The following is a 19,605-nucleotide window of genomic DNA, read 5'->3' on the forward strand; positions in this document are numbered from 1 at the left end:
GGTTATTTCAGGAATTTGGCTGTTTTTTGGGCGTTATTTCCCTTGACAAGTTTATTTTTTCTTTATGCAACGCTAGTGGGTGCAGAAGGGGAATTTGTCGTCCGGCCCCGGTTCCTGGCCTTAAAGGAATTTGGACCGCGCAACATTATTTATCACGAAGGCAACAAGTATAAAGTAGTCAGGAGCCTGTTGCCGCCGGGAACCATTGAAAGCCGTTTCTTGCGTGCCAAGCTCTGCAAAGTATGTGGTTACTTCCACGAAGGCGACGATATAAATTTAGACCTTTGTTGCAATTGTGGTACGCGCTTTGACGGTCAGACGAGTGAGTATATTGCCCGCCTTTTTGAAATGACCACCGTGGCTACCCGGCGGGTAGAGCGCATTACCAGCGATGAAGAAGAGCGGGTGCGTGAAGGTTATGAAGTGACCACCCATTACCGTTTTGCCTATGGGCCCGGTGGACCGCGGGTCATCAAGGCTACAGTGGTAGATGCCAGCGGTCAATCCCTCCTGGAGATGCTTTATGCCCCGGCAGCCACCCTGTGGCGAATTAATCACGGCTGGAAGCGTTCACGAGAAGTAGGCTTTACCCTCAATACGGCGAATGGTTACTGGTCCGGTCGCCCGGAGCAGGACGACGAAGAACCCGGGCTTGGCCAGGAAAATATCTTGACCGGGGTAAGGCTCTTAGTGCGGGATACCCATAACATCTTGCTTCTGAAGCTCCCGCGGAATATTATTCAAAATGAAGGTAGGGAAAACGCCACTCTGGCAGCTTTGCAGTATGCCCTGCAGCGTGGTTTGCAGACCTTATTCCAGGTAGAGGAGGATGAAATCGCCTCCGAGCGCATTGGCGAGGGCGAACACCAGGCGATCCTGATGTGGGAGGCGGCTGAGGGTGGTGTCGGCGTCCTGGGCCGGTTAGTTGCAGAACCTGGCGCCCTGGCCCGGGTGGCACGCGAGGCCCTGGTTATTTGTCACTTTGACCCCGATTCCGGGGCTGACTTAAGGACCGGTGAGGACGGATGTGCCTGTGCCTGCTACGATTGTCTCCTCTCTTATTATAACCAGCCGGATCATCCTATTTTAAACCGCCACCTGGCCAAAGACCTTCTTATGCGTCTGACCCGGGGCATCTCCCGCTGTGGTCATGGAGGGCGGGATTACGAACAGCATTACCAGTGGCTGCGGGGATTAACCGATACCCGCTCGGAGTTGGAACGTCGCTTCCTCGATCACCTTTACTTCACTGGCCGGCGCCTGCCGGATTACGCCCAGCGCAACCTGGAGGATATTTACTGTTGCCCCGACTTTTATTATGAGGAAGGTCATGTCTGTGTTTTTTGCGACGGCTCTATCCACGATAGCCCAGAACAACGCGCCCGTGATAATGAGGTGCGGGCAGAACTGGAAGATTTAGGCTACCGGGTAATTGTTATCCGCTACGATCAGGATTTAGAGGCTCAGGTGGCCGCGTATCCGGATGTTTTCGGGGAGGGGAAAGCATGATTAAATTTAGCCCCGGGTCTATTGTCCGCTGCCGGGAGAGGGAGTGGGTGGTATTACCATCGGTGGATGAGGAATTGTTGTTACTACGCTCCCTGGGCGGCAGCGAGGATGAAGTTACCGGTATCTATCTTCCATTGAATGCAGAAATTGTAGAACCGGCCTCCTTCCCGCCGCCTGACCTCCGGCAGTCAGGGGATGCCACGGCGGCCAGGCTTTTGTGGCAGGCCGCCCGTTTGAATTTGCGTAGCGGTGCTGGACCTTTCCGGAGCCTGGGTCACCTGCAAGTGCGTCCCCGGCCCTACCAGATAGTACCTTTGCTCATGGCCCTGCGTTTAGACCCGGTGCGCCTGCTTATTGCCGATGACGTTGGTGTGGGCAAGACCATTGAAGCCGGGTTGATCGCTCGCGAGTTGTTAGACCGCGGAGAGATCCGGCGGGTGGCAGTAATCTGTCCTCCCTACCTCTGTGAGCAGTGGCAGCAAGAACTGGCCAGCAAGTTCAACCTCCAGGCAGTAGTAATCCGTTCGGGTACTGTGGCCCAGTTAGAACGTGGTATACCTCTGGGCAATACCAGTATTTTCGAGTATTATCCCCACTTCGTGGCCAGCGTTGATTTTATCAAGTCGGAACGCTACCGGGCCTCTTTTCTCCTGCACTGTCCCGATTTGGTGATTGTCGACGAGGCCCATACTTGCGCCCAGCCTGCCGCAAAACAGGCGGCCCAGCAGCAGCGCCACGAGCTTTTAAGAGAACTGGCCTCCCACCCCGGGCGACACCTTATTCTATTAACGGCCACTCCCCACAGTGGGGTGGAGGAATCCTTCCAGTCCCTGTTAGCCTTACTTAAACCCCAGTTTGCATCGTTTAACCTGCAGGCCCTGTCGGAGAAAAACCGGGCCGAACTGGCCCGGCATCTGGTGCAACGGCGCCGGGCCGATGTGAAGAAATGGCTGGGGGAGGATACGCCGTTTCCGGAACGGGATTCTTTAGAGGAGGTTTACGACCTCTCCCCCGATTATATGAGTTTATTTAAGGACGTTTATAGTTTTGCCGGTGAGATCGTCCGCTCAGGTGAGACCCTGTCAGGCTGGCGCCAGCGCCTTCGTTATTGGACGGCCCTGGCTCTCCTGCGGTGCGTAATGTCCAGCCCGGCAGCCGCCGAGGCGGCTTTACTGGAAAGGGTCCGGCACCTGGAAGAGAAAGATGCTCTGGGAGAAGAAGACGAAGACCTTTTTACCCGTTATGTTTACGACCCGGCGGCAGAGGAAGTGGCGATTGACGTCGCCCCGGCCCGCGTGGTAGACGAAGGGGAAGCTGTCCTTCCGGAAAATGAGCGTCGCCGCCTGCGCTCTTTTGCCCGGAGGGCAGCGGCCCTGAAAGGAGATAAAGATAACAAAGTAGCCCGGCTGGCAGAAATAATAGACCGCCTTTTAAGCGAAGGTTATCACCCCATAGTTTACTGCCGTTATATTGCCACCTCCGACTATGTGGTTGAAGAATTGAAACGGCGGCTGGGGCCGAAATGGCCGGACCTCCAGGTGATCTCTGTAACCGGGGAACTGGCGGAGGAGGAACGCCAGGAACGGGTGCGGGAGCTGGCAGCCCAAAAGCAACGCGTCCTGGTGGCCACCGATTGTTTGAGCGAAGGGATCAACCTCCAGGAACACTTCAATGCTGTTGTCCATTATGATTTACCCTGGAACCCCAACCGCTTGGAACAGCGGGAGGGGCGGGTAGACCGTTTTGGACAGACTGCGGCCCGGGTAAAAACCGTGCTTCTCTATGGCCGCGATAACCCGGTCGATGGTGCTGTGCTTGAGGTCTTAATTCGCAAGGCAGTCCAGATCCGTCGTACCCTGGGGATTTCAGTGCCAGTACCAGTGGATAGCGAAACGGTCATGGAGGCGGTCTTAAAGTCCCTTTTCCTGCATACCCGTCCCGTCCAGGAGATCCAGCAGCTTACTATCTTTGACCTGGCCCCTGAACTGCCGCAAGTGCACCGGGCCTGGGATCAAGCCGTGGAGCGGGAGCGCGAGTCCCGGACCAGGTTTGCCCAGCATGCCATTCATCCAGAAGAAGTGTTGCAGGAACTGCAGGAGACGGACGCCGTCCTGGGCGACCAGAGGGCGGTAGAATCCTTTATTGTTGCCGCCTGCGAGCGTTTAGGCGCTCCTATACGCCGGGAAAAAGGAGGGTGGCTGCTCGACCCATCACCCCTGCCGTTATCTATCCGGGAACGTCTGGGTGCGTCTGGCCTGCTACGCCTGTCCTTTGATAGCCCGGCGCCGGAAGGGTTTGTCTTTGTGGGCAGGAACCACCCCTTGACCGGCGCCCTGGCTGAGTATCTCTTTAACTCTGCTCTGGACCCGGCCGGTGATGGACAGATCATCGCTCGCAGTGGTGTTATTCGTACTACCTTAGTACCAAGGCGGACGACGCTGCTTTTATTGCGGCTGCGTTACCTGCTGGAAGCCAGCAACCAGGCCGCCCCTCTCCTGGCTGAGGAAGTTGTGGTAGCCGGCTGGCGTGGCCGCCCGGGACAGCTAGAGCGGCTGGAGCAGGAGGAAGCCCTGCGACTATTGGAACATTCCCGGCCAGAAGCCAATGTAAGTACAGAAGAGCGGATGCGTATTCTGCAGGAAACAGCAGGCTGGCTGGAAGAGCTTTCATCGTTACTGCAGGATTTAGCCCAGGAACGGGCGCTAAAGCTACACCAGGCCCATCGCCGGGTGCGCCGCATCACCCGCGAAGGGCGCCTGGTCGTGCGCCCGCAGTTACCTCCTGATATTCTGGGCATATATGTCCTCATGCCGGTCCCGAAGGGGGTAGCAGCTCGATGAATTTCACGTGTATTAGAGTAGAAGGCGGCCTTATACCGGCTGATATACTGGCGTCTATTGGCGCCGGCGAGGCTCCTGGCCAGCAAGCCAGGGATTTTGGTTTGCCCCAAAACCGTCGCCTTACTGATGAGATAGCTGCGGCCTGGAGCGACGCCCGGGCTTTCTGGCAGGCCTTGCAGCGTTCCCTCCTGCGCCTGCCGGCAGACGATCCGGCGACAACACCAACCAGGGAACAGTGGATCTTACCCCTCCTGCGGACCCTGGGGTATGAAGATATAACGTATATGTCAAGGGCAGCGCAGATTGCCGGGCAGACTTACGCTATTTCCCATCGTGCCGGTTCCGCTGAGGATGCGCCGCCGGTCCACGTGGTTGGTTTCCGGGCCGATCTGGACCGTCGTCCTCCTTCGGGCCGCCCCCGCCTTTCGCCCCATGCCCTGGTCCAGGAATACCTAAACCGCTCAGAACACCTCTGGGGGATAGTGACCAATGGCCGGGTGCTGCGAATCTTGCGGGATTCGACGCGTCTCACCCGCCTGGCCTACATTGAATTTGATTTGGAACAGATGCTTGCTGCTGAGAAGTTTAACGATTTTGCCCTTTTATACCGCCTAGTCCACCGCACCCGCCTGCCCCGGTCCCTGGCCGAAGCCCCCCAATGCCTCCTCGAATAATACTATCAGCAGGGCATCGAGGCCGGGGGACGGGTACGGGAGCACTTGCGGGAGGGCGTTGAAGAGGCCCTGAAAATACTCGCCAATGGTTTCCTGGCCCACCCTGCCAATAAGGATTTGCGGCAGCGCCTCCAGGAAGGCAAACTGACACCCCTGGAATATTACCGCCAGTTGCTGCGGCTGATTTACCGGCTGCTCTTTCTCATGGTCGCCGAGGAACGCGGCTTAATAGGAGCCCGGTATGACCCGGAAAAGAGCCGTATTTATAATGAATTCTACAGCGTGTCCCGCCTCCGCAAACTTGCAGAAGGGTACAGCAGCGGTGCCCGGCGCTACTGTGACCTCTGGCTGGGCCTTTTAACTACCTTTCGCCTTTTTGCCAGGGAAGAGCTGGCCTGTCGCCTGGGTATGGGCGTCCTAGATGGTGACCTCTTTAGTGCCCAGGCCATCCCCGATTTAGAGGGAACCCACCTGGCCAATATCGATTTCCTGCAGGCTATTCGCCATCTCTCCCTGTATAGAGAAGGCAGGAACCTGCGCCGGGTCAACTACGCCGCCCTGGACGTGGAAGAGCTGGGCAGCGTTTATGAAAGCCTCCTTGATTACCATCCTGTAGTGACAGCTGGCCCGGAAGGCAGGCTCCAGTTTGAACTCCTCAGCGGTACTGAGCGCAAGAGCTGGTTCTTATTACACCCGCCTGGAACTGGTCAACGAGCTGATAAAAAGCGCCGTCGACCCGGTTATTGCCGAACGGTTGGAGAAGGCAACAACCAGGGAAGAAAAGGAAAAAGCTTTGCTGTCTTTAAAGGTGGTTGACCCCGCCTGCGGCTCTGGCCACTTCCTGCTGGCGGCGGCCCGAAGAATCGGTCATGCTCTGGCCCAGGTGCGTGCTGGCGAAGATCAGCCCGGGCCTGCTGAGGTACGGCGGGCCGTGCGTGATGTCATCACCCACTGCATTTATGGCGTTGACCTGAATCCCCTGGCTGTGGAACTCTGCAAGCTGGCCTTATGGCTGGAGGGACATGTTAGCGGCATGCCCCTGACCTTCCTCGACCACCACATTAAGTGCGGCAACAGTCTGGTGGGAGCAATGCCCGGGTCAATAGCTGCAGGTATCCCCGATGCTGCCTTTGATGCCGTTACCGGAGACGATAAAGAAACGGCCCGGACATTAAAAAGGCGCAATCGCCAGGAGCGGCAGGAGTGGGAACGAGGGCAGATTATTTTTGAAGAATTTATAGCGGCGACGGGGGAGGAGTTTGACCAACTGGCGGCGGCCTATAATACCCTCGAGACCCTGGCAGAAGATAGCTATAATAACGTGCAGCGCAAGGCCGCCATTTACCAGCAAATACGGTCTGCCGACTCGAAATGGTGGACGGAAAATACGGCGGCCAACCTGTGGACGGCGGCCTTTTTCAGCGAAATCAGGCCAGGTGTCCCGGTGCCTACTTTCCAGACCCTGCAGGACTACCTCCAGAATCCCGCCCGCGTCTCCGGGCAGGTAGTCGGCCATGCCTGGGAACTGGCTGTCCGCCACCGCTTTTTCCACTGGCACCTGGAATTCCCCCAGGTCTTTGCTGCCGGCGGTTTTGACATAGTGCTGGGGAACCCGCCGTGGGAGCGGATCAAATTGCAGGAAGAAGAACACTGGGCTGATGATCCTTATATATGCCGTGCCCCCAACAAAGCCGAGCGCACCCGGCGCATTGCTGAATACCGTCGCAGTAACGATCCTAAACTTCAGGCGCGGGTGGCCGCTTTTGACCGGGCCAAGCATGATCACGAAGCCATCAGTAAATTTGTCCGCCAGAGCGGGCGCTTCCCGTTAACGGCAGTCGGCGATGTCAATTACTACGCCCTTTTTGCTGAGCTGGCCACGAAACTCCTGGCGCCCCGCGGCAGGGGCGGGATGGTGCTGCCCACCGGCATCGCTACGGATGACACCTGCAAGCAGTTTTTCAATCACCTGATGGATAACAACCTCCTGACCGGGCTCTATGACTTTGAGAACCGGGAAAAACTATTTCCTGCCGTAGTTTCGTTACAGAAGTTTTGCCTCCTGACCCTGGCCGGGCCGGGCAATAAAAATATAGAAGTGCCCCGTTTTGCCTTCTTCCTCATCCGCACGGAACAGTTGAATGACGAGCAGCGCGTCTTTGCCTTGAGCGCCGCCGATCTGGCCCTTTTGAACCCTAATACCCGCACCTGCCCGGTTTTTCGCACCAGGGCCGATGCCGAGCTGACCAGGAAGATCTACCGGCGGGTGCCGGTGCTGGTGAACGAGCGGACCGGGGAAAACCCGTGGGGGATTGCATTTCTGCGGATGCTGGATATGTCCAACGACAGCCACCTGTTTAAGACCAGTGAAGAACTAAAAAATCAAGGCTTTAGCCTGCGGGGCAATATTTTGTCCGGGATGGCGAGGTCTACCTGCCCCTCTACGAGGCCAAGATGATCCACCAGTACGACCACCGCTTCGGCACTTACGAGGGCGTTGCCGTGGATTCCGTCAGTACTCACCAGTTGCCTACACCAGCGCTGGAGCAGTATGCCGATCCCGGATTTACCGTCCTGCCCCGTTACTGGGTGGAGGAGAGACAGGTACTGGCAAGGACCGCCAGGGTGCCGGAAATGGTTGCGGCGGCTTTGGCTTCAGGGGATGAAGAAGACGCCGTGGAGGCCTTGGCCAACTGGCTGGCTGGTTATAGCGCTAACCATGAACGTAGGGTTGATTTGCCAGCTTCGCTTGGCAAGGGAAGACCCAAATTTACAGTTAACGAACAAGAAGCCCGGTCTATGGAAGAGGAATATCCCCTTGCAAAAGACGATCTCCAGGTAATCGCCGGGGCTAAAAGTGGCCTGGAAGCCTTGATCCAACTTGCGCGCAGGCTAGCACCGGAGTGGTTTTTAGGATTCAGGGATATAGCACGTGCAACAGATGAGCGTACAGCTATATTTAGTATTTTGCCCAGAGTAGGGGTAGGGAATAATGCTCCTTTGCTACTATTTAATGGAGGTAATTCATTTTTAATAACATGTTTGCTTACTAACTTTAGTGTTTTTGTTTTTGATTATATAGCAAGGCAGAAAATCGGAGGGATACATCTCAATTTCTTTCTTGTAAAGCAACTCCCCGTCCTCCCGCCCACGGCCTACACCGGGAAGGACCTAACCTTTATCGTCCCCCGCGCCCTGGAGTTGATCTACACAACCTTCGATCTGGAACCCTTTGCCCGGGATGTGTGGCGGGATGCCGACCCAGCATTGCGGCGGGAGATCATCCGCCGCTGGGAGGATTGCTGGCAGGGGGAACGGCCCTTCGAAATCGACTATAAAAAACCGGACTTCCAACTCTACCCCTACCGCTGGAACGAAGAGCGCCGCGCCCTCATCCGCGCCGAGCTGGACGCTTACTACGCCAGGCTCTACGGCCTCACCCGGGATGAGCTGCGCTACATCCTGGACCCCCAGGACGTCTACGGCCCGGACTTCCCCGGCGAGACCTTCCGCGTCCTGAAAGAAAATGAAACCCGCCGCTACGGCGAGTACCGCACCAGGCGCTTGGTTTTGGAAGCATGGGACAGGCTGGTTAAAAAATAACTTGTCTATCCTATTGTATTTTATAATAACTTATAATATCTTATAGGAAGAGGTATAATATGACTGCCTGGATAGTTCTTCTCCGTAAAGCTGCTAAGGAACGTAGGGCCGGGAAGGAAGGGCATGGCTATATCATCTCCCACCATGCTTTTCGCAGGATGGGTGAACGGTGCATTGCGGAAGAGGATATTTTGCGGTGCGCGCTGGAGGGAGAAGTATTAGAAACCCAGGATCATGGCCGGGACCTCAAGGTTCTAGTTCAGGGAGTTGACGGTGAAGGCCAGGAGTTTTATATGGTGGTGGCCCTGAGTTTCCCCCGACCGGTTATCGTAACTGTATGCCGCTTCCGGGAGGAAGCCTGGGAGGATTTAGGGCCTTTCAAGAAAAGGCGTTAGGAGGATTAACTAATGCAATGTTATGTCTGCGGTGGCGAAATGAAAAAAATCAAGAAAGACGTGGAAGCTACCTGGAAAGGTCGCACCATTATCTTTCGAGGTATGGATGCCTGGGTATGTGAAGCCTGTGGGGAACAGGCTTACGAACCGGAAGACGTGCGCCTGATGCAGGGCCTGATCCAGGGCACCCTTAAACAGGCCGAGTATCCAGAAATAATGAATGTCGAGGAAGTGGCCGACCTGCTGCGGGTAAGCAACCAGACGGTCTATAATCTGGTCAGGAACGGCAAGCTGCCGGCCACTAAAATCGGGCGGGAGTGGCGCTTTTCCCGCACGCAAATTCTAGCGTTAGTTAAAGGAGAAGATTTTTTCGAGCAGGCAGTAGGTTTAGCAGCTCGTGAGGTGGGGGGAAGCGGCATCTCTGCCAATGACACTGAAATAATTCAAAAACACCTGGCCGAGATGGGTCAGGTAAGGGGGTAGGCATCTTGTCCTTACCTCCTTTTCATTATGCACGGGAATTGCGTTTCCAGCTCAAGCTTTCCGGTCCCGTAAACCCCTGGGAGGTTGCTGAGAGACTGCAAATTAAAGTTTCGGAAGAGCCCCTGGATGCTGATGGTTATCTTCTGCAGAAGAATAACAATACCCGCATCCTTATAAGCAAGAAAATTGACTATAAACCTCGTAAGCGCTTTACTATAGCTCATGAGATAGGCCATTTTTACATACCCCATCATCAAGCGGAAATTTTTCGTTGCTTACCGAAAGATCTCCAATCCTTTCGTACCAATAAGAAAATAGAGAATGAGGCAAATGAATTTGCGGCCGAGTTTCTTTTGCCGGCAGTCGAAGTAGAGAAATACCTTAAACATCCACCTGACTTTAATCTCATTAAAGAAATAAGCGAAGTGTACGGCACCTCTTTAGCAGCAACTGCGATAAAAATAATAGAATTAACCTCTGAGAAGGCAGCAGTAATCCTTTCAGAAGCAGGGGAAGTTAAGTGGTTCGTTAAATCCAAAACCTTTCCCTACTGGATTAAAAAAGGTAGACTTCACGAATGGACTTATGCCTACGAATATTTTGTCCAGGGAACTTTATCTTCTGGGCCACAACAACTACCGGCAGTTGCTTGGTGCCAGGGGGCGCCAAAAGATGTAGTAATAGTGGAAGAGTCTGTAGCCTTTGAGCGTTTGGGAATGGTGCTAAGTCTTTTACGAATACCAATTAGTGAAACGGAAGATGATTTAGACGACAATTTTATTTAACTATAAGGTAGTTCGAAGTAGTTCGAACCCGGCGGCATGGCGTCCACGATTTTTCCCTGGCCGCTGCGCACAACAATCAAGTTGAAGTGCTATTTCTTCTCATACAGCAGATTACGTCTCTATCTTTGTCGCGGCGGACAAAAAGCAAGTTTACCCCTTTCCCCAGCATGAAAACCTTTACATCCCACTAGGTACCGCCCACGGCCTGGTCTCAAGGTTTACTCCTCGTTTTAGGACGCCCGACAGGCCCCGGCCCCGCGCTCCGCTGTAGCCGGCCTCCGCCCGGCCGCTTCTCCAGCACGGCTTCGTCTTGTGCCGGTCGGGGGCCAAAGAACGGCGTCCCCTGCGTGGTAGTTGAAATAAGACAGGTTTCCCTTTTCACCCAGGGCGTCTAACGGTGCCCGGCCAGTTCCTCCCGAAGTGTGGGGTGTATTATTTTCTGTAACATTTTTACGCCAAAACCATGTCGCCATGTTGTGGTATAAAAAAGAAAAGATTTTGGATGATTGAGGCGACTGCCGATGTTAAATCCAATGACAGGAAAACCCTTTGCATGGGATGAATACTATTCAGCAACTGACACAATTCTTATCTTTGGCCTGGAAAACGACTTCAGCGCCCAGATTTGTGATGTGGCCGCACAGCTTAATGTAAAAGTATATGAATGCAGTGTTATTGAGGACCTGATAGCAATACCAGCGTTTATGGCAATTGTAAATCCTCAGGAGATAAGTCAGGAAGACGCGGCACTTCTTTTTGAGTTGTGGCAGGAACACGACTCAAGCGAGTTTAAAGTTATATTTGTCGAGAAGCCATGTTCGCACTGGCCGTCGCCGCTGCCGTCATGTGTAAAAGTTGATCCTGGATTGTTTGCAGACCTGCAGAAGTTGCGGTTGAGCATCCTCAAACAGAAAACGTCTGCAAATCGCCAGGAACGTATTGCCAGGCAGTGCGAAGAACGGATTTCCCGTATCCTGATGATATTGAAAAGGCTTCAAAAAGGGCCTGTTAAGACCAGGGAACTGGCAAAGGAGTTTAAGGTTTCTGTGCGCACGGTCCAGCGTGACATAAGAATTCTGGAACGCATCGGCAAGCCAATCGGCTATGATGAGCAAGAGAAGGCCTTTTTCCTTTTAACTAGAGAAAGGTTATGGGAGTAAGAGCCAGGAATAGGTTCAACCGAAGGAGGCTTCAAAAATGGATAATGAAAGAAGAAAGGAGATAATCAAAAGGTGGTCTAAAGTTGATCGTTCTAAGATTCGGGTTGTAACATCTCCCGATGAACTATTAGAAACATTTTTGTCTGCTGTCTTTGGTGTTAAACGCATGCTGGTAATCAACACGGATGCTAAAGGCAAAGAACATGTGCTCCGGGTATTGAAAAAATTTGCCAACGACCAGGGACTGGAATTCAGAATTTTTAATGCAAACGGGGCAAATGTTGAAGATATCAGAGGAGATTATCATCAACGCAAGAAGCCTCTCTACTGGCCTGAAAACCAGGGGATGATTGTGGTAGAGGGCGTCAATCAGGAAACGGATAAAGAAGTATTGCGAGCTTTTCTATATATGGCGTGCATGCCTTACGGCAAGGAACGCTTAAAACCGGATCAATTGCCTTACGGCTCGGGCTTTGTCTTTCTGGCATACAATGATTTCCCGGTTGAGCGTTTTGCCTCAATAACTGCTTATTTCGGGGACGAATACAAAAGCATTACCTGGCCCCCGGCTCCTTATACGAAAGAGCGAGTGATTTATGAAACGAGGGTGGCTATGCAAAATATTGGACAGTTGTACCAGCAGCCGTTCATTAACTGGAGAGGGGAAACAAGGGATGCGAGCCAGCAGTTGTATACAGAATTGATTGCAGAAGAACTTTTACAGGCAAACATAGCAAAAGATTCGTTTTAAAAGGTTTAAGATTACTCGCAGAGAATTAGAGGAGCAGCAAAGCACGGTATTCAAACACTTTTTGCTTTTTGCACAAGCCCGCAAACATAGATTTTATGCGTGCCTTCGGAGCCCTCGCCTATAAACCTTTGACACGCACAATGTAGATCTAAGGTTGTATTTTTCATCATTAAGTTTTACAATAAATTTAGAGGTAAAACAAAAGAGAGGTGAGGGTTAATGCCGATGGTGAAGATTTCCGCTAAGGGTCAAGTGGTTATCCCTGCTCATTTACGCCAGAAATATGGCCTCCAAGCACCTGGAAGGGCCATAATTACAGAGAAGGAAGGTCAAATCGTTATTACCCCTGCCCCGGCTGACCCGGTTAGAGGGGCGCGAGGCATGTTGAAAGCAAAACAATCATTGACAAAAACCCATACCGCCTATAAGCGGGAAGAACGTAAATTAGAGGAAGACCATGAACAGCAGTTACCATAAAAATTTTGTCCTTGACGCTTATGCTGTCATTTGTTACCTGGAAGACGAAACTGGAGCTGATGAAGTAGCTTCGCTACTAAAAAAGGCCGGGGATAACATCGTGCGGCTATTCATGACGTGGATAAATTTAGGTGAAGTATATTACCGGGTACACCGGAAATATGGGGAAATAGAAGCTGAAAGGGTCTTGGAAACGGTAAAAAACTGGCCAGTGGAGTTTTTGGCAGGTGACGAAGATTTAACGCTGGTGGCCGCCAGAGTAAAGGCTTCCTGTGCCTTATCTTACGCCGACGCCTATGCCATTGCTGCGGCGTTAAAAAATAATGCTGCTATAGTGACGGGTGATCCGGAGATTAAGAATGCCAGTGTTAAAATGGGTTTTCCTTTAACCTGGCTGGGACAAGGTAATCCAAAGTAATCCGTTACCCTTGTTAGGTTTTCGCTTATTAGGTCATACCGAATTCGTAATACACAGGTGAAGCGTTTGTCCTTTCCCTGAGCTAAAAAGGCCCTCAAAAATGCCTTGAAGCAGATGGTGTCATGATGATTAAAATCCTTTCCGGGAAGGCCACCTGAGCAGCATTGGCCGCTTCTTCATTATAGGCAACGAAAATTTTGGGGGAGTTTAACGCCTAGATTATAAAGGAGTGACCCTCCTCAGACCCTAACTACTGTTAAGGGCCTCGGTCCCGTCTCTTCCATTTATTGGCCATTGACATGTTACCGTGAGTCTTTATAGCCGCGGCGCTTCCCGGCCTTCCGGCCGTTAGCCGTCGGCCAGACTTCCCCACGTGCCTGCGGGCGTGGCTGACGGCCACAACCCTCCGGCATAAGGCGGTGAATAAGAAGAAGGCGTTTTTAATGAGGGTGGCCTAAAAGCACACAATTGCGGCACCGGCATATACTTCATATAAGAAGTAGATATTATCCTGGAGGGGTTTATCATGAAACATTACCAACCTGGGATACCACCTTATAACCAATGGCAGTTCATGATTCCCCAAATGCCGGTGCTGGGACCCCATGATTTTCAGAAGCAGGTGCAGCATATATACGATTCTATCGTCGCCGAGGCTACCGCGGCGGATTTTTATTCTCGCCTGATGAGGGAAGCCCCGGATGAAATGCACAGGGACTTTATAAATCACGCCTACAAAGATGAATTAGAACATTTAGAAGCATTCACCAGATTATATAAGCATTTTACCGACAGGATACCCCAATATAACATTGAACCCGTTCAGTACCGCACCTATAAAGACGGTTTGTTAAAGGCCCTTAAGGATGAGTTGGAGGCGGCAGATTTTTATAAAGGAATTATCGTTTCCAGCACCGATCAACTGGTCAGAGACACTTATTTTCTGGCAATGGGCGACGAACTGGAGCATGCAATAAGGTTTAATGCTCTGTTAAAGGCGGCTTCCTGGTAGGGGGAGCCGCTTTTTAAGTAATGCTTCCTTTGAAATTTTTACGGCCGGGTTTAGACTTGGCTATTTGCAATTCTTTTAAGGCGTGTTATCATAAAAAACGGCTGCCACATCAAACTTTCTGTTTACGGGTGATAATATTTGGAAGACAGGCGTTGGAAGGGCTTTGATTGGGAGAAAGAAAAGGAGTATGTCTTGAGGGCTATAGCCATTTCCCGGTGTGCCAGGGAACATGGCAACACTCCTTTCGGCTGCCTGCTGGTTGATATTAATGGGAATATCCTCCTTGAACAAGAAAACATTGAAATAACCGAAAGGGATTGCACCGGGCATGCCGAGGCTGCCCTCATGCGTAAAGCCTCTCAACTGTATAGTAAAGACTTTCTTTGGCAGTGCACCCTCTACTCGTCTGCCGAGCCTTGCGCTATGTGTTCGGGTGCCATTTACTGGGGCAATGTAGGTAGAGTGGTGTACGTCATAAGTGAAAAACGGTTGCGGCAATTAACCGGCAGCCATCCCCAGAATCCCACCCTTGATCTCCCCTGCCGCCAGGTGTTTGCCAGCGGCCAGAAAGATATCATTGTAGTCGGGCCACTGCCACAATTGGAAGAAGAGGCCGTGAAAGTGCATGAGGGATATTGGAAGTAGTTCCACATAAAAATATTTAAAAGTAGCTTCGTTGTAGCAGGATTTAAAATATTAATGTCGAATAAATATAAATTAAATTTTACCTAAATTAAATCTCTTCTTCTCTTAATTTAGCATAATTTAATAAGGAGTGGTGAGGGATCGACTGGTCATTTAAAAAATGGTTAGTACAAATAGCTGTTCTCCTGGGGGCCCTGGTTGCCGCCCTCTTGGCAGGGGCGGTGCTTATTTTGGTTGCCGGGGCAGATCCCCTTAAGGCTTATGGGGTGATGTTTAGCGGTCCCGTTAGCAGTGAATTTGGGATTACCGAAACTTTGGTGCGTGCTACGCCCCTTCTCCTGGTCGGTCTGGGTATAGTTATCTCCTTCCGCGCCGGCATTTTAAATATCGGCGGCGAGGGGCAGATACTCATGGGCGCCGTAGCTGCCTCGGCGGTAGCCCTATATTTTTCCCACTGGCCGGCGGTGTTACTCTTTCCTGTAGTTTTTCTGGTAGGGTGTGTGGCCGGAGGAATCTGGGGAGGAATAGCCGGATGGCTTAAAGCGCGTCTGGCCGTCAATGAGATTCTAAGTACCGTTATGCTAAATTCCATCGCCCTTCAACTGTACACTTATCTCATCCGTGGCCCGTTAATCGATCCTCAGGAATTAGCATATGGAACGGGTGTACCTCAAACGGCGATGGTGCCACAGCATATATGGTTGCCCCGCCTGATTCCAGGAACGCGCTTGCATGTCGGTTTTATTTTAGCCATTATTCTCGCCGCCATTGTTTATATCTTCCTGTGGCGTACTACTATTGGCTATCGTATGCGCGCTGTAGGGGCCGGTCCGGAGGCATCGCGTTATGGAGGGATCAAAGTCGAGTTCTATTTGGTACTGGCCATGGCCCTCTCCGGTGCCCTGGCAGGGCTGGCCGGTACGGTGGAGGTACTGGGAGTCCATCATCGTTCCTTAGAGTCCCTTTCGGCCGGATATGGATTTAGCGGAATTGTGGCCGCCCTTTTCGGGCGCCTGCATCCACTGGGAGCGATACCGGCGTCAATACTTATGGGCGCTCTGATACTGGGAGCGGACATGATGCAGCGGTCCGTGAGGGTCCCGGCAGCTATTGTTATGGCTATCCAGGGGCTGGTCATACTTTTCGTTGTATCCAGTGACCTCATAATGCGTAAACCTGAATTGCTGCAGCGCTTCTGGTGCCGGCGTGGTGCCGCTCGTTCCAAATCTACGGGTGAAGGGGGGGCGAAGGCGTAATGGGAGATGCGGTTATAAGTCAAGGACTACTTGTTGGTATTATGGCTACGGGCATCCGCCTGGCTACTCCCTTCTTACTGGCCGCCATCGGTGAAATGTTCGTCCAGCGTTCAGGGGTATTCAACCTGGGAGTAGAGGGCATTATGCTCCTGGGGGCCTTCATGGCATTTTTTGTAACTTTACAGACGGGGAATTACTACTTAGGAATACTGGTCAGTCTAGCTGTCGGGGCTTTGCTGGGCGCTCTCATGGGCGTTGTCAGTATAACCTTTAAAGCAGAACAAGGCATTAGCGGCATTGGTCTTTATATGATTGGATGGGGCCTTTCGGGGCTTCTTTTCCGGCTTTACCTTGGCTTCATTACCACGATTGAAGGTCTGCGGCCGCTGAAAATTCCAATCTTAGGTGATATCCCCTATATTGGTGCCATATTATTTCAACACAATTGGCTGGTGTATCTGGCCTACATTCTCGTGCCTGTAAGCTGGATAGTTTTGTATAAGACCCCTTGGGGGCTAAAGGTCAGGGCCGTAGGTACCACCCCTGAAGCAGCAGATACCCTGGGCATTAGCGTTGATAGCATAAGATATCAGTGCCTTATTTTAGGGGGAATGCTGGCAGGACTGGCCGGAGCTTTTCTGACTGTGGGACAGGCTAATATGTTTGCCGATAATATCACGGCGGGCCGGGGTTTCATCGCTGTAGCCCTTGTATATTTTGGCCGCTGGAGTCCCCTGGGAATTCTGGCCGGGTCCCTTCTTTTCAGCATAGCCAGTTCATTCCAATTATGGGTTCAGGTATTGGGTATTAAGGTGCCATACGAGATGGCAGTTATCCTGCCCTATGTCATCACTATAATTGCCCTGGCTGTATCCTTCGGACGCGTCTGGGCGCCGGCCGCCCTGGGTAAGCCCTATGAACGCGGAACCCGAGGGTAAAAGGCAAATTTTATATATTAATTTAAGGAGGGTCCAAAGATGAAGAAGTGGAAAAAGGTTATAGGTGTACTTGTGTTGATGTTTATGATGGCCCTGGTTGCGGCGTGCGGGGGCAATCCGTCAGGGCAGGGTCAAAAAGAGGGACAAAAAGATGGAGGACAGGCCCAGCAGTCCCAAAAGGTGCGTATCGCTATGGTAGTCGCCAGTACTGTGGATGATATGGCCTGGAGCCAGTCCATGTATGAGGGCCTAAAGGCCGTGCAGAAAAAGATGGGAGAAGATAAAGTAGAAATAGCCGTTAGTGAGAGGCTGGGAGACGCTGTAAACGCCGGCGCGGCAATCAGACAATATGCCAGCCAGGGGTATGATATAGTCATCGCCCATGGTGCCCAGTACCAGAGTGTGCTGCGGGAAATCGCCGCTGATTTTCCTAAAACCACCTTTGCCTATGGAACCGGTTTCCAGACGGCGCCCAACATATTTGCCTATGATCCCCAGGCCCAGGAAGGAGCCTACCTACTGGGTATGCTGGCAGGGTATATGACCAAGACGGGAATAATAGGGGTTGTAGGCCCTGTGGAAGCCGGAGACGCAATTAAGTATAATTATGGGTTCGAGCAGGGTGTTAAGGCCGTGAACCCCAAAGCCCAGGTACGCATTGCCTATACCGGTTCTTTTGGCGATATTGTGGGCGCCGGAGAGCTGGCCAAAGTCCATATGGATGCCGGTGCCGATATATTGACGGGATCCTCGCAGCAGTCGGTCGGTGCCATTAAGGCAGTGGCCGAGCGCGGGAAATACTGGCTGTCGACCGATATGGACCAAAGCAGCCTGGCACCCGATACAGTCTTGGCGGCCCAGGCTTATAATTGGGAAAAAGTAGTTACCAAGATGATAGAATTACGAAAACAAGGCGTACTTGGTGGCGAACACTTGACGCTTTCCTTCAGCGATGGAACGTTGGAGCTTAAATTTAACAGCAAACTGGCGGATAAAATTCCTCAAGAGGCCAAGAACGCGGTAGAGAAAGTAAAGCAGCAAATAGCAAGTGGGGAACTTAAGATCGAACTTCCCAAGGAACAAGGGCAGAAACAGCAACAGAAGTAAAGGGGAAGCCACATGCAGGAAATTAAACACCTGGAAATGCGCGGCATTACCAAGAGATTTCCCGGTGTATTGGCCAACGATAATGTAAATCTGGAGATAAATTCAGGTGAAGTCCTGGCCCTGTTGGGTGAGAACGGAGCCGGCAAGACCACTCTGATGAGCATCCTCTATGGTCTGTATCAGCCGGACGACGGTGAAATCTTGATAAACGGACAGCCCGTCCAAATTACCTCTCCCCGTAAGGCCATGGAATTGGGTATAGGGATGGTGCACCAGCATTTCATGCTGGTGCCCACCCTTACCGTGGCCGAAAACGTAGCCCTGGGCTCCCCGCCGCGCAAAGGGATATTTGTGGACCTGGAAAAGGTTCGCAGGGACATCGAGGAAATTTCGCGAAATTATGGTCTGGGAGTATCTCCGGATGCGTATGTATGGCAGTTAAGCGTAGGGGAACAGCAGCGCGTGGAGATTATTAAGGCATTATATCTGGGCGCCAGCCTTCTCATCCTCGATGAACCTACCGCCGTGTTAACTCCCCAGGAAGCCGGTGAGCTTATAGCGCTGCTGAAAAATATGGCTAAACAGGGCCGCCCTATTGTATTTATAAGCCATAAATTAAACGAGGTTATGGCGGTAAGTGATAGGGTTACGGTTTTGCGGGACGGCCGAGTAGTGGCTACCATCCGAACAGCCGAAACTACTTCCAGAGAACTTGCCCGCCTGATGGTAGGACGAGAACTCGCCTTCCAGAAAAATAAATCCAGAACCCCGGCTGGCGAAACGGTGCTTAGTTTAAGAGAGCTGTGGGTTACTGGGAATAAGGGAACACCGGCCCTTAAGGGGCTTTCCCTGGAACTCAAAGGCGGCGAGATATTGGGAATAGCCGGCGTATCAGGTAATGGCCAGAAAGAGCTGGCCGAGGTTATAAGCGGGCTGAGAAGGGCAGATAAAGGCCAGATTGTCCTGAACGGCAAAGAGATTACCAACCAGGCACCTGAAAGGATTATCAAACAGGGTTTGGGGTTTATTCCCGAAGACCGTTTGCACGTAGGGACCATCCCCTCCTTTACCATCTGGGAAAATCTAATCCTAAAGGATCATGCCCAGCCGCCCTACGCCCGAGGCATCTTCCTTCAGAATCAGAGCATAAGAAGGCAGGCGGCTTCTTTGGTAGAAAGTTACGGGATAAAGACTCCTAACCTGGATACACCGACTGGAAGGCTGTCCGGTGGGAATATCCAGCGCCTGATTCTGGCCAGGGAAATCACCCGCAGACCTTCTGTATTGATTGCCGCTTATCCGACCCGGGGGCTGGATGTGGGCGCCACCGAATACGTCCACAAAAAGTTGATGGAAGCCCGCGACGAAGGCATGGGAGTACTGCTGATATCGGAAGACCTGGAGGAGGTTATGAGTCTATCAGATCGTATCGCCGTGATATATGAGGGTCGGATAATGCAAGTTTTAAAGGCCGAAGAAGCCGACGAACGCACCTTGGGGCTGTTGATGGCCGGGGTGGCCAAGGAAGCATCTTAAAGTAATAAAAAGGCGG

The 19,605-nt window shown here is 52.2% G+C and carries 18 protein-coding genes and 1 pseudogene; all 19 read left to right on the forward strand.

All coding sequences use genetic code 11. The features are described 5' to 3' along the window. The first annotated feature begins 42 nt into the window (after window positions 1-42). The 19 genes and pseudogenes from MHFGQ_RS01820 (at window position 43) to MHFGQ_RS01910 (ending at window position 19,589) form a co-directional block, all read left to right on the forward strand. Window positions 43-1,509, forward strand: coding sequence for a Zn-binding domain-containing protein (locus tag MHFGQ_RS01820; protein ID WP_146127155.1), 1,467 nt, complete (start codon window positions 43-45; stop codon window positions 1,507-1,509). Then, on the forward strand, window positions 1,506-4,349 hold the full coding sequence (locus MHFGQ_RS01825) for a helicase-related protein (RefSeq protein WP_106005646.1): 2,844 nt from the start codon (window positions 1,506-1,508) through the stop codon (window positions 4,347-4,349). Before MHFGQ_RS01820 ends, MHFGQ_RS01825 begins: the two co-directional genes overlap by 4 nt. After that, on the forward strand, window positions 4,346-5,023 hold the full coding sequence (locus tag MHFGQ_RS01830) for a hypothetical protein (RefSeq protein ID WP_106005645.1): 678 nt from the start codon (window positions 4,346-4,348) through the stop codon (window positions 5,021-5,023). Before MHFGQ_RS01825 ends, MHFGQ_RS01830 begins: the two co-directional genes overlap by 4 nt. A gap of 45 nt (window positions 5,024-5,068) precedes the next feature. Next, window positions 5,069-5,839 carry a hypothetical protein gene (locus MHFGQ_RS01835; protein ID WP_106005644.1) on the forward strand — a complete coding sequence of 257 codons (771 nt, stop codon included), beginning with the start codon at window positions 5,069-5,071 and terminating at the stop codon, window positions 5,837-5,839. After that, the gene (locus MHFGQ_RS01840; protein ID WP_343105541.1) at window positions 5,742-7,481 is read left to right on the forward strand and encodes an Eco57I restriction-modification methylase domain-containing protein; all 1,740 of its coding nucleotides are present in this window, start codon (window positions 5,742-5,744) and stop codon (window positions 7,479-7,481) included. The genes MHFGQ_RS01835 and MHFGQ_RS01840 overlap by 98 nt, the downstream gene beginning before the upstream one ends. Before the next feature lie 674 nt (window positions 7,482-8,155). Beyond that, window positions 8,156-8,626: pseudogene (locus MHFGQ_RS13895) on the forward strand (hypothetical protein); the annotation flags it as partial. Window positions 8,627-8,685: 59 nt separating this feature from the next. Further along, on the forward strand, window positions 8,686-9,021 hold the full coding sequence (locus tag MHFGQ_RS01850) for a DUF4258 domain-containing protein (protein ID WP_106005641.1): 336 nt from the start codon (window positions 8,686-8,688) through the stop codon (window positions 9,019-9,021). 12 nt (window positions 9,022-9,033) lie between these two features. Then, window positions 9,034-9,504: a helix-turn-helix domain-containing protein gene (locus MHFGQ_RS01855; RefSeq protein WP_106005640.1), complete on the forward strand. Its 471-nt coding sequence runs from the start codon at window positions 9,034-9,036 to the stop codon at window positions 9,502-9,504. Between the two features lie 5 nt (window positions 9,505-9,509). Beyond that, window positions 9,510-10,289: an ImmA/IrrE family metallo-endopeptidase gene (locus tag MHFGQ_RS01860; protein WP_106005639.1), complete on the forward strand. Its 780-nt coding sequence runs from the start codon at window positions 9,510-9,512 to the stop codon at window positions 10,287-10,289. 521 nt (window positions 10,290-10,810) lie between these two features. Beyond that, window positions 10,811-11,449 carry an HTH domain-containing protein gene (locus MHFGQ_RS01865; protein WP_106005638.1) on the forward strand — a complete coding sequence of 213 codons (639 nt, stop codon included), beginning with the start codon at window positions 10,811-10,813 and terminating at the stop codon, window positions 11,447-11,449. A gap of 37 nt (window positions 11,450-11,486) precedes the next feature. Continuing rightward, complete coding sequence (locus MHFGQ_RS01870) at window positions 11,487-12,200, forward strand: hypothetical protein (RefSeq protein ID WP_106005637.1); 714 nt, start codon at window positions 11,487-11,489, stop codon at window positions 12,198-12,200. 219 nt (window positions 12,201-12,419) lie between these two features. Continuing rightward, the gene (locus MHFGQ_RS01875) at window positions 12,420-12,677 is read left to right on the forward strand and encodes an AbrB/MazE/SpoVT family DNA-binding domain-containing protein (RefSeq protein ID WP_106005636.1); all 258 of its coding nucleotides are present in this window, start codon (window positions 12,420-12,422) and stop codon (window positions 12,675-12,677) included. Next, complete coding sequence (locus MHFGQ_RS01880) at window positions 12,658-13,095, forward strand: type II toxin-antitoxin system VapC family toxin (protein WP_106005635.1); 438 nt, start codon at window positions 12,658-12,660, stop codon at window positions 13,093-13,095. Before MHFGQ_RS01875 ends, MHFGQ_RS01880 begins: the two co-directional genes overlap by 20 nt. A gap of 526 nt (window positions 13,096-13,621) precedes the next feature. After that, window positions 13,622-14,107 (forward strand): ferritin-like domain-containing protein, encoded by a 486-nt coding sequence (locus MHFGQ_RS01885; RefSeq protein ID WP_106005634.1) that lies wholly within the window; start codon window positions 13,622-13,624, stop codon window positions 14,105-14,107. Between the two features lie 201 nt (window positions 14,108-14,308). Then, window positions 14,309-14,752, forward strand: coding sequence for a nucleoside deaminase (locus tag MHFGQ_RS01890; protein WP_425463817.1), 444 nt, complete (start codon window positions 14,309-14,311; stop codon window positions 14,750-14,752). A 221-nt stretch (window positions 14,753-14,973) separates the two neighbouring features. After that, window positions 14,974-16,008, forward strand: coding sequence for an ABC transporter permease (locus tag MHFGQ_RS01895; RefSeq protein WP_343105520.1), 1,035 nt, complete (start codon window positions 14,974-14,976; stop codon window positions 16,006-16,008). Beyond that, window positions 16,008-16,946: an ABC transporter permease gene (locus MHFGQ_RS01900; RefSeq protein WP_106005632.1), complete on the forward strand. Its 939-nt coding sequence runs from the start codon at window positions 16,008-16,010 to the stop codon at window positions 16,944-16,946. The genes MHFGQ_RS01895 and MHFGQ_RS01900 overlap by 1 nt, the downstream gene beginning before the upstream one ends. Window positions 16,947-16,985: 39 nt before the next feature. Beyond that, window positions 16,986-18,053, forward strand: a complete 1,068-nt coding sequence (locus MHFGQ_RS01905; protein WP_106005631.1) for a BMP family lipoprotein — start codon at window positions 16,986-16,988, stop codon at window positions 18,051-18,053. A gap of 12 nt (window positions 18,054-18,065) precedes the next feature. Beyond that, window positions 18,066-19,589 (forward strand): ABC transporter ATP-binding protein, encoded by a 1,524-nt coding sequence (locus tag MHFGQ_RS01910; RefSeq protein ID WP_106005630.1) that lies wholly within the window; start codon window positions 18,066-18,068, stop codon window positions 19,587-19,589. Window positions 19,590-19,605: the final 16 nt, after the last annotated feature.

The organism is Moorella humiferrea (genome assembly GCF_039233145.1).
Lineage (GTDB): Bacteria > Bacillota > DSM-521 > Neomoorellales > Neomoorellaceae > Neomoorella > Neomoorella humiferrea.

Excerpts from the sequence above, each read along its gene's own strand:
- MHFGQ_RS01825 (WP_106005646.1), top strand. The coding sequence starts at position 1,506 with ATGATTAAATTTAGCCCCGGGTCTATTGTCCGCTGCCGGGAGAGGGAG.
- MHFGQ_RS01830 (WP_106005645.1), top strand. The coding sequence starts at position 4,346 with ATGAATTTCACGTGTATTAGAGTAGAAGGCGGCCTTATACCGGCTGAT.
- MHFGQ_RS01850 (WP_106005641.1), top strand. The coding sequence starts at position 8,686 with ATGACTGCCTGGATAGTTCTTCTCCGTAAAGCTGCTAAGGAACGTAGG.
- MHFGQ_RS01855 (WP_106005640.1), top strand. The coding sequence starts at position 9,034 with ATGCAATGTTATGTCTGCGGTGGCGAAATGAAAAAAATCAAGAAAGAC.
- MHFGQ_RS01865 (WP_106005638.1), top strand. The coding sequence starts at position 10,811 with ATGTTAAATCCAATGACAGGAAAACCCTTTGCATGGGATGAATACTAT.
- MHFGQ_RS01870 (WP_106005637.1), top strand. The coding sequence starts at position 11,487 with ATGGATAATGAAAGAAGAAAGGAGATAATCAAAAGGTGGTCTAAAGTT.
- MHFGQ_RS01875 (WP_106005636.1), top strand. The coding sequence starts at position 12,420 with ATGCCGATGGTGAAGATTTCCGCTAAGGGTCAAGTGGTTATCCCTGCT.
- MHFGQ_RS01880 (WP_106005635.1), top strand. The coding sequence starts at position 12,658 with ATGAACAGCAGTTACCATAAAAATTTTGTCCTTGACGCTTATGCTGTC.
- MHFGQ_RS01885 (WP_106005634.1), top strand. The coding sequence starts at position 13,622 with ATGAAACATTACCAACCTGGGATACCACCTTATAACCAATGGCAGTTC.
- MHFGQ_RS01900 (WP_106005632.1), top strand. The coding sequence starts at position 16,008 with ATGGGAGATGCGGTTATAAGTCAAGGACTACTTGTTGGTATTATGGCT.
- MHFGQ_RS01905 (WP_106005631.1), top strand. The coding sequence starts at position 16,986 with ATGAAGAAGTGGAAAAAGGTTATAGGTGTACTTGTGTTGATGTTTATG.
- MHFGQ_RS01910 (WP_106005630.1), top strand. The coding sequence starts at position 18,066 with ATGCAGGAAATTAAACACCTGGAAATGCGCGGCATTACCAAGAGATTT.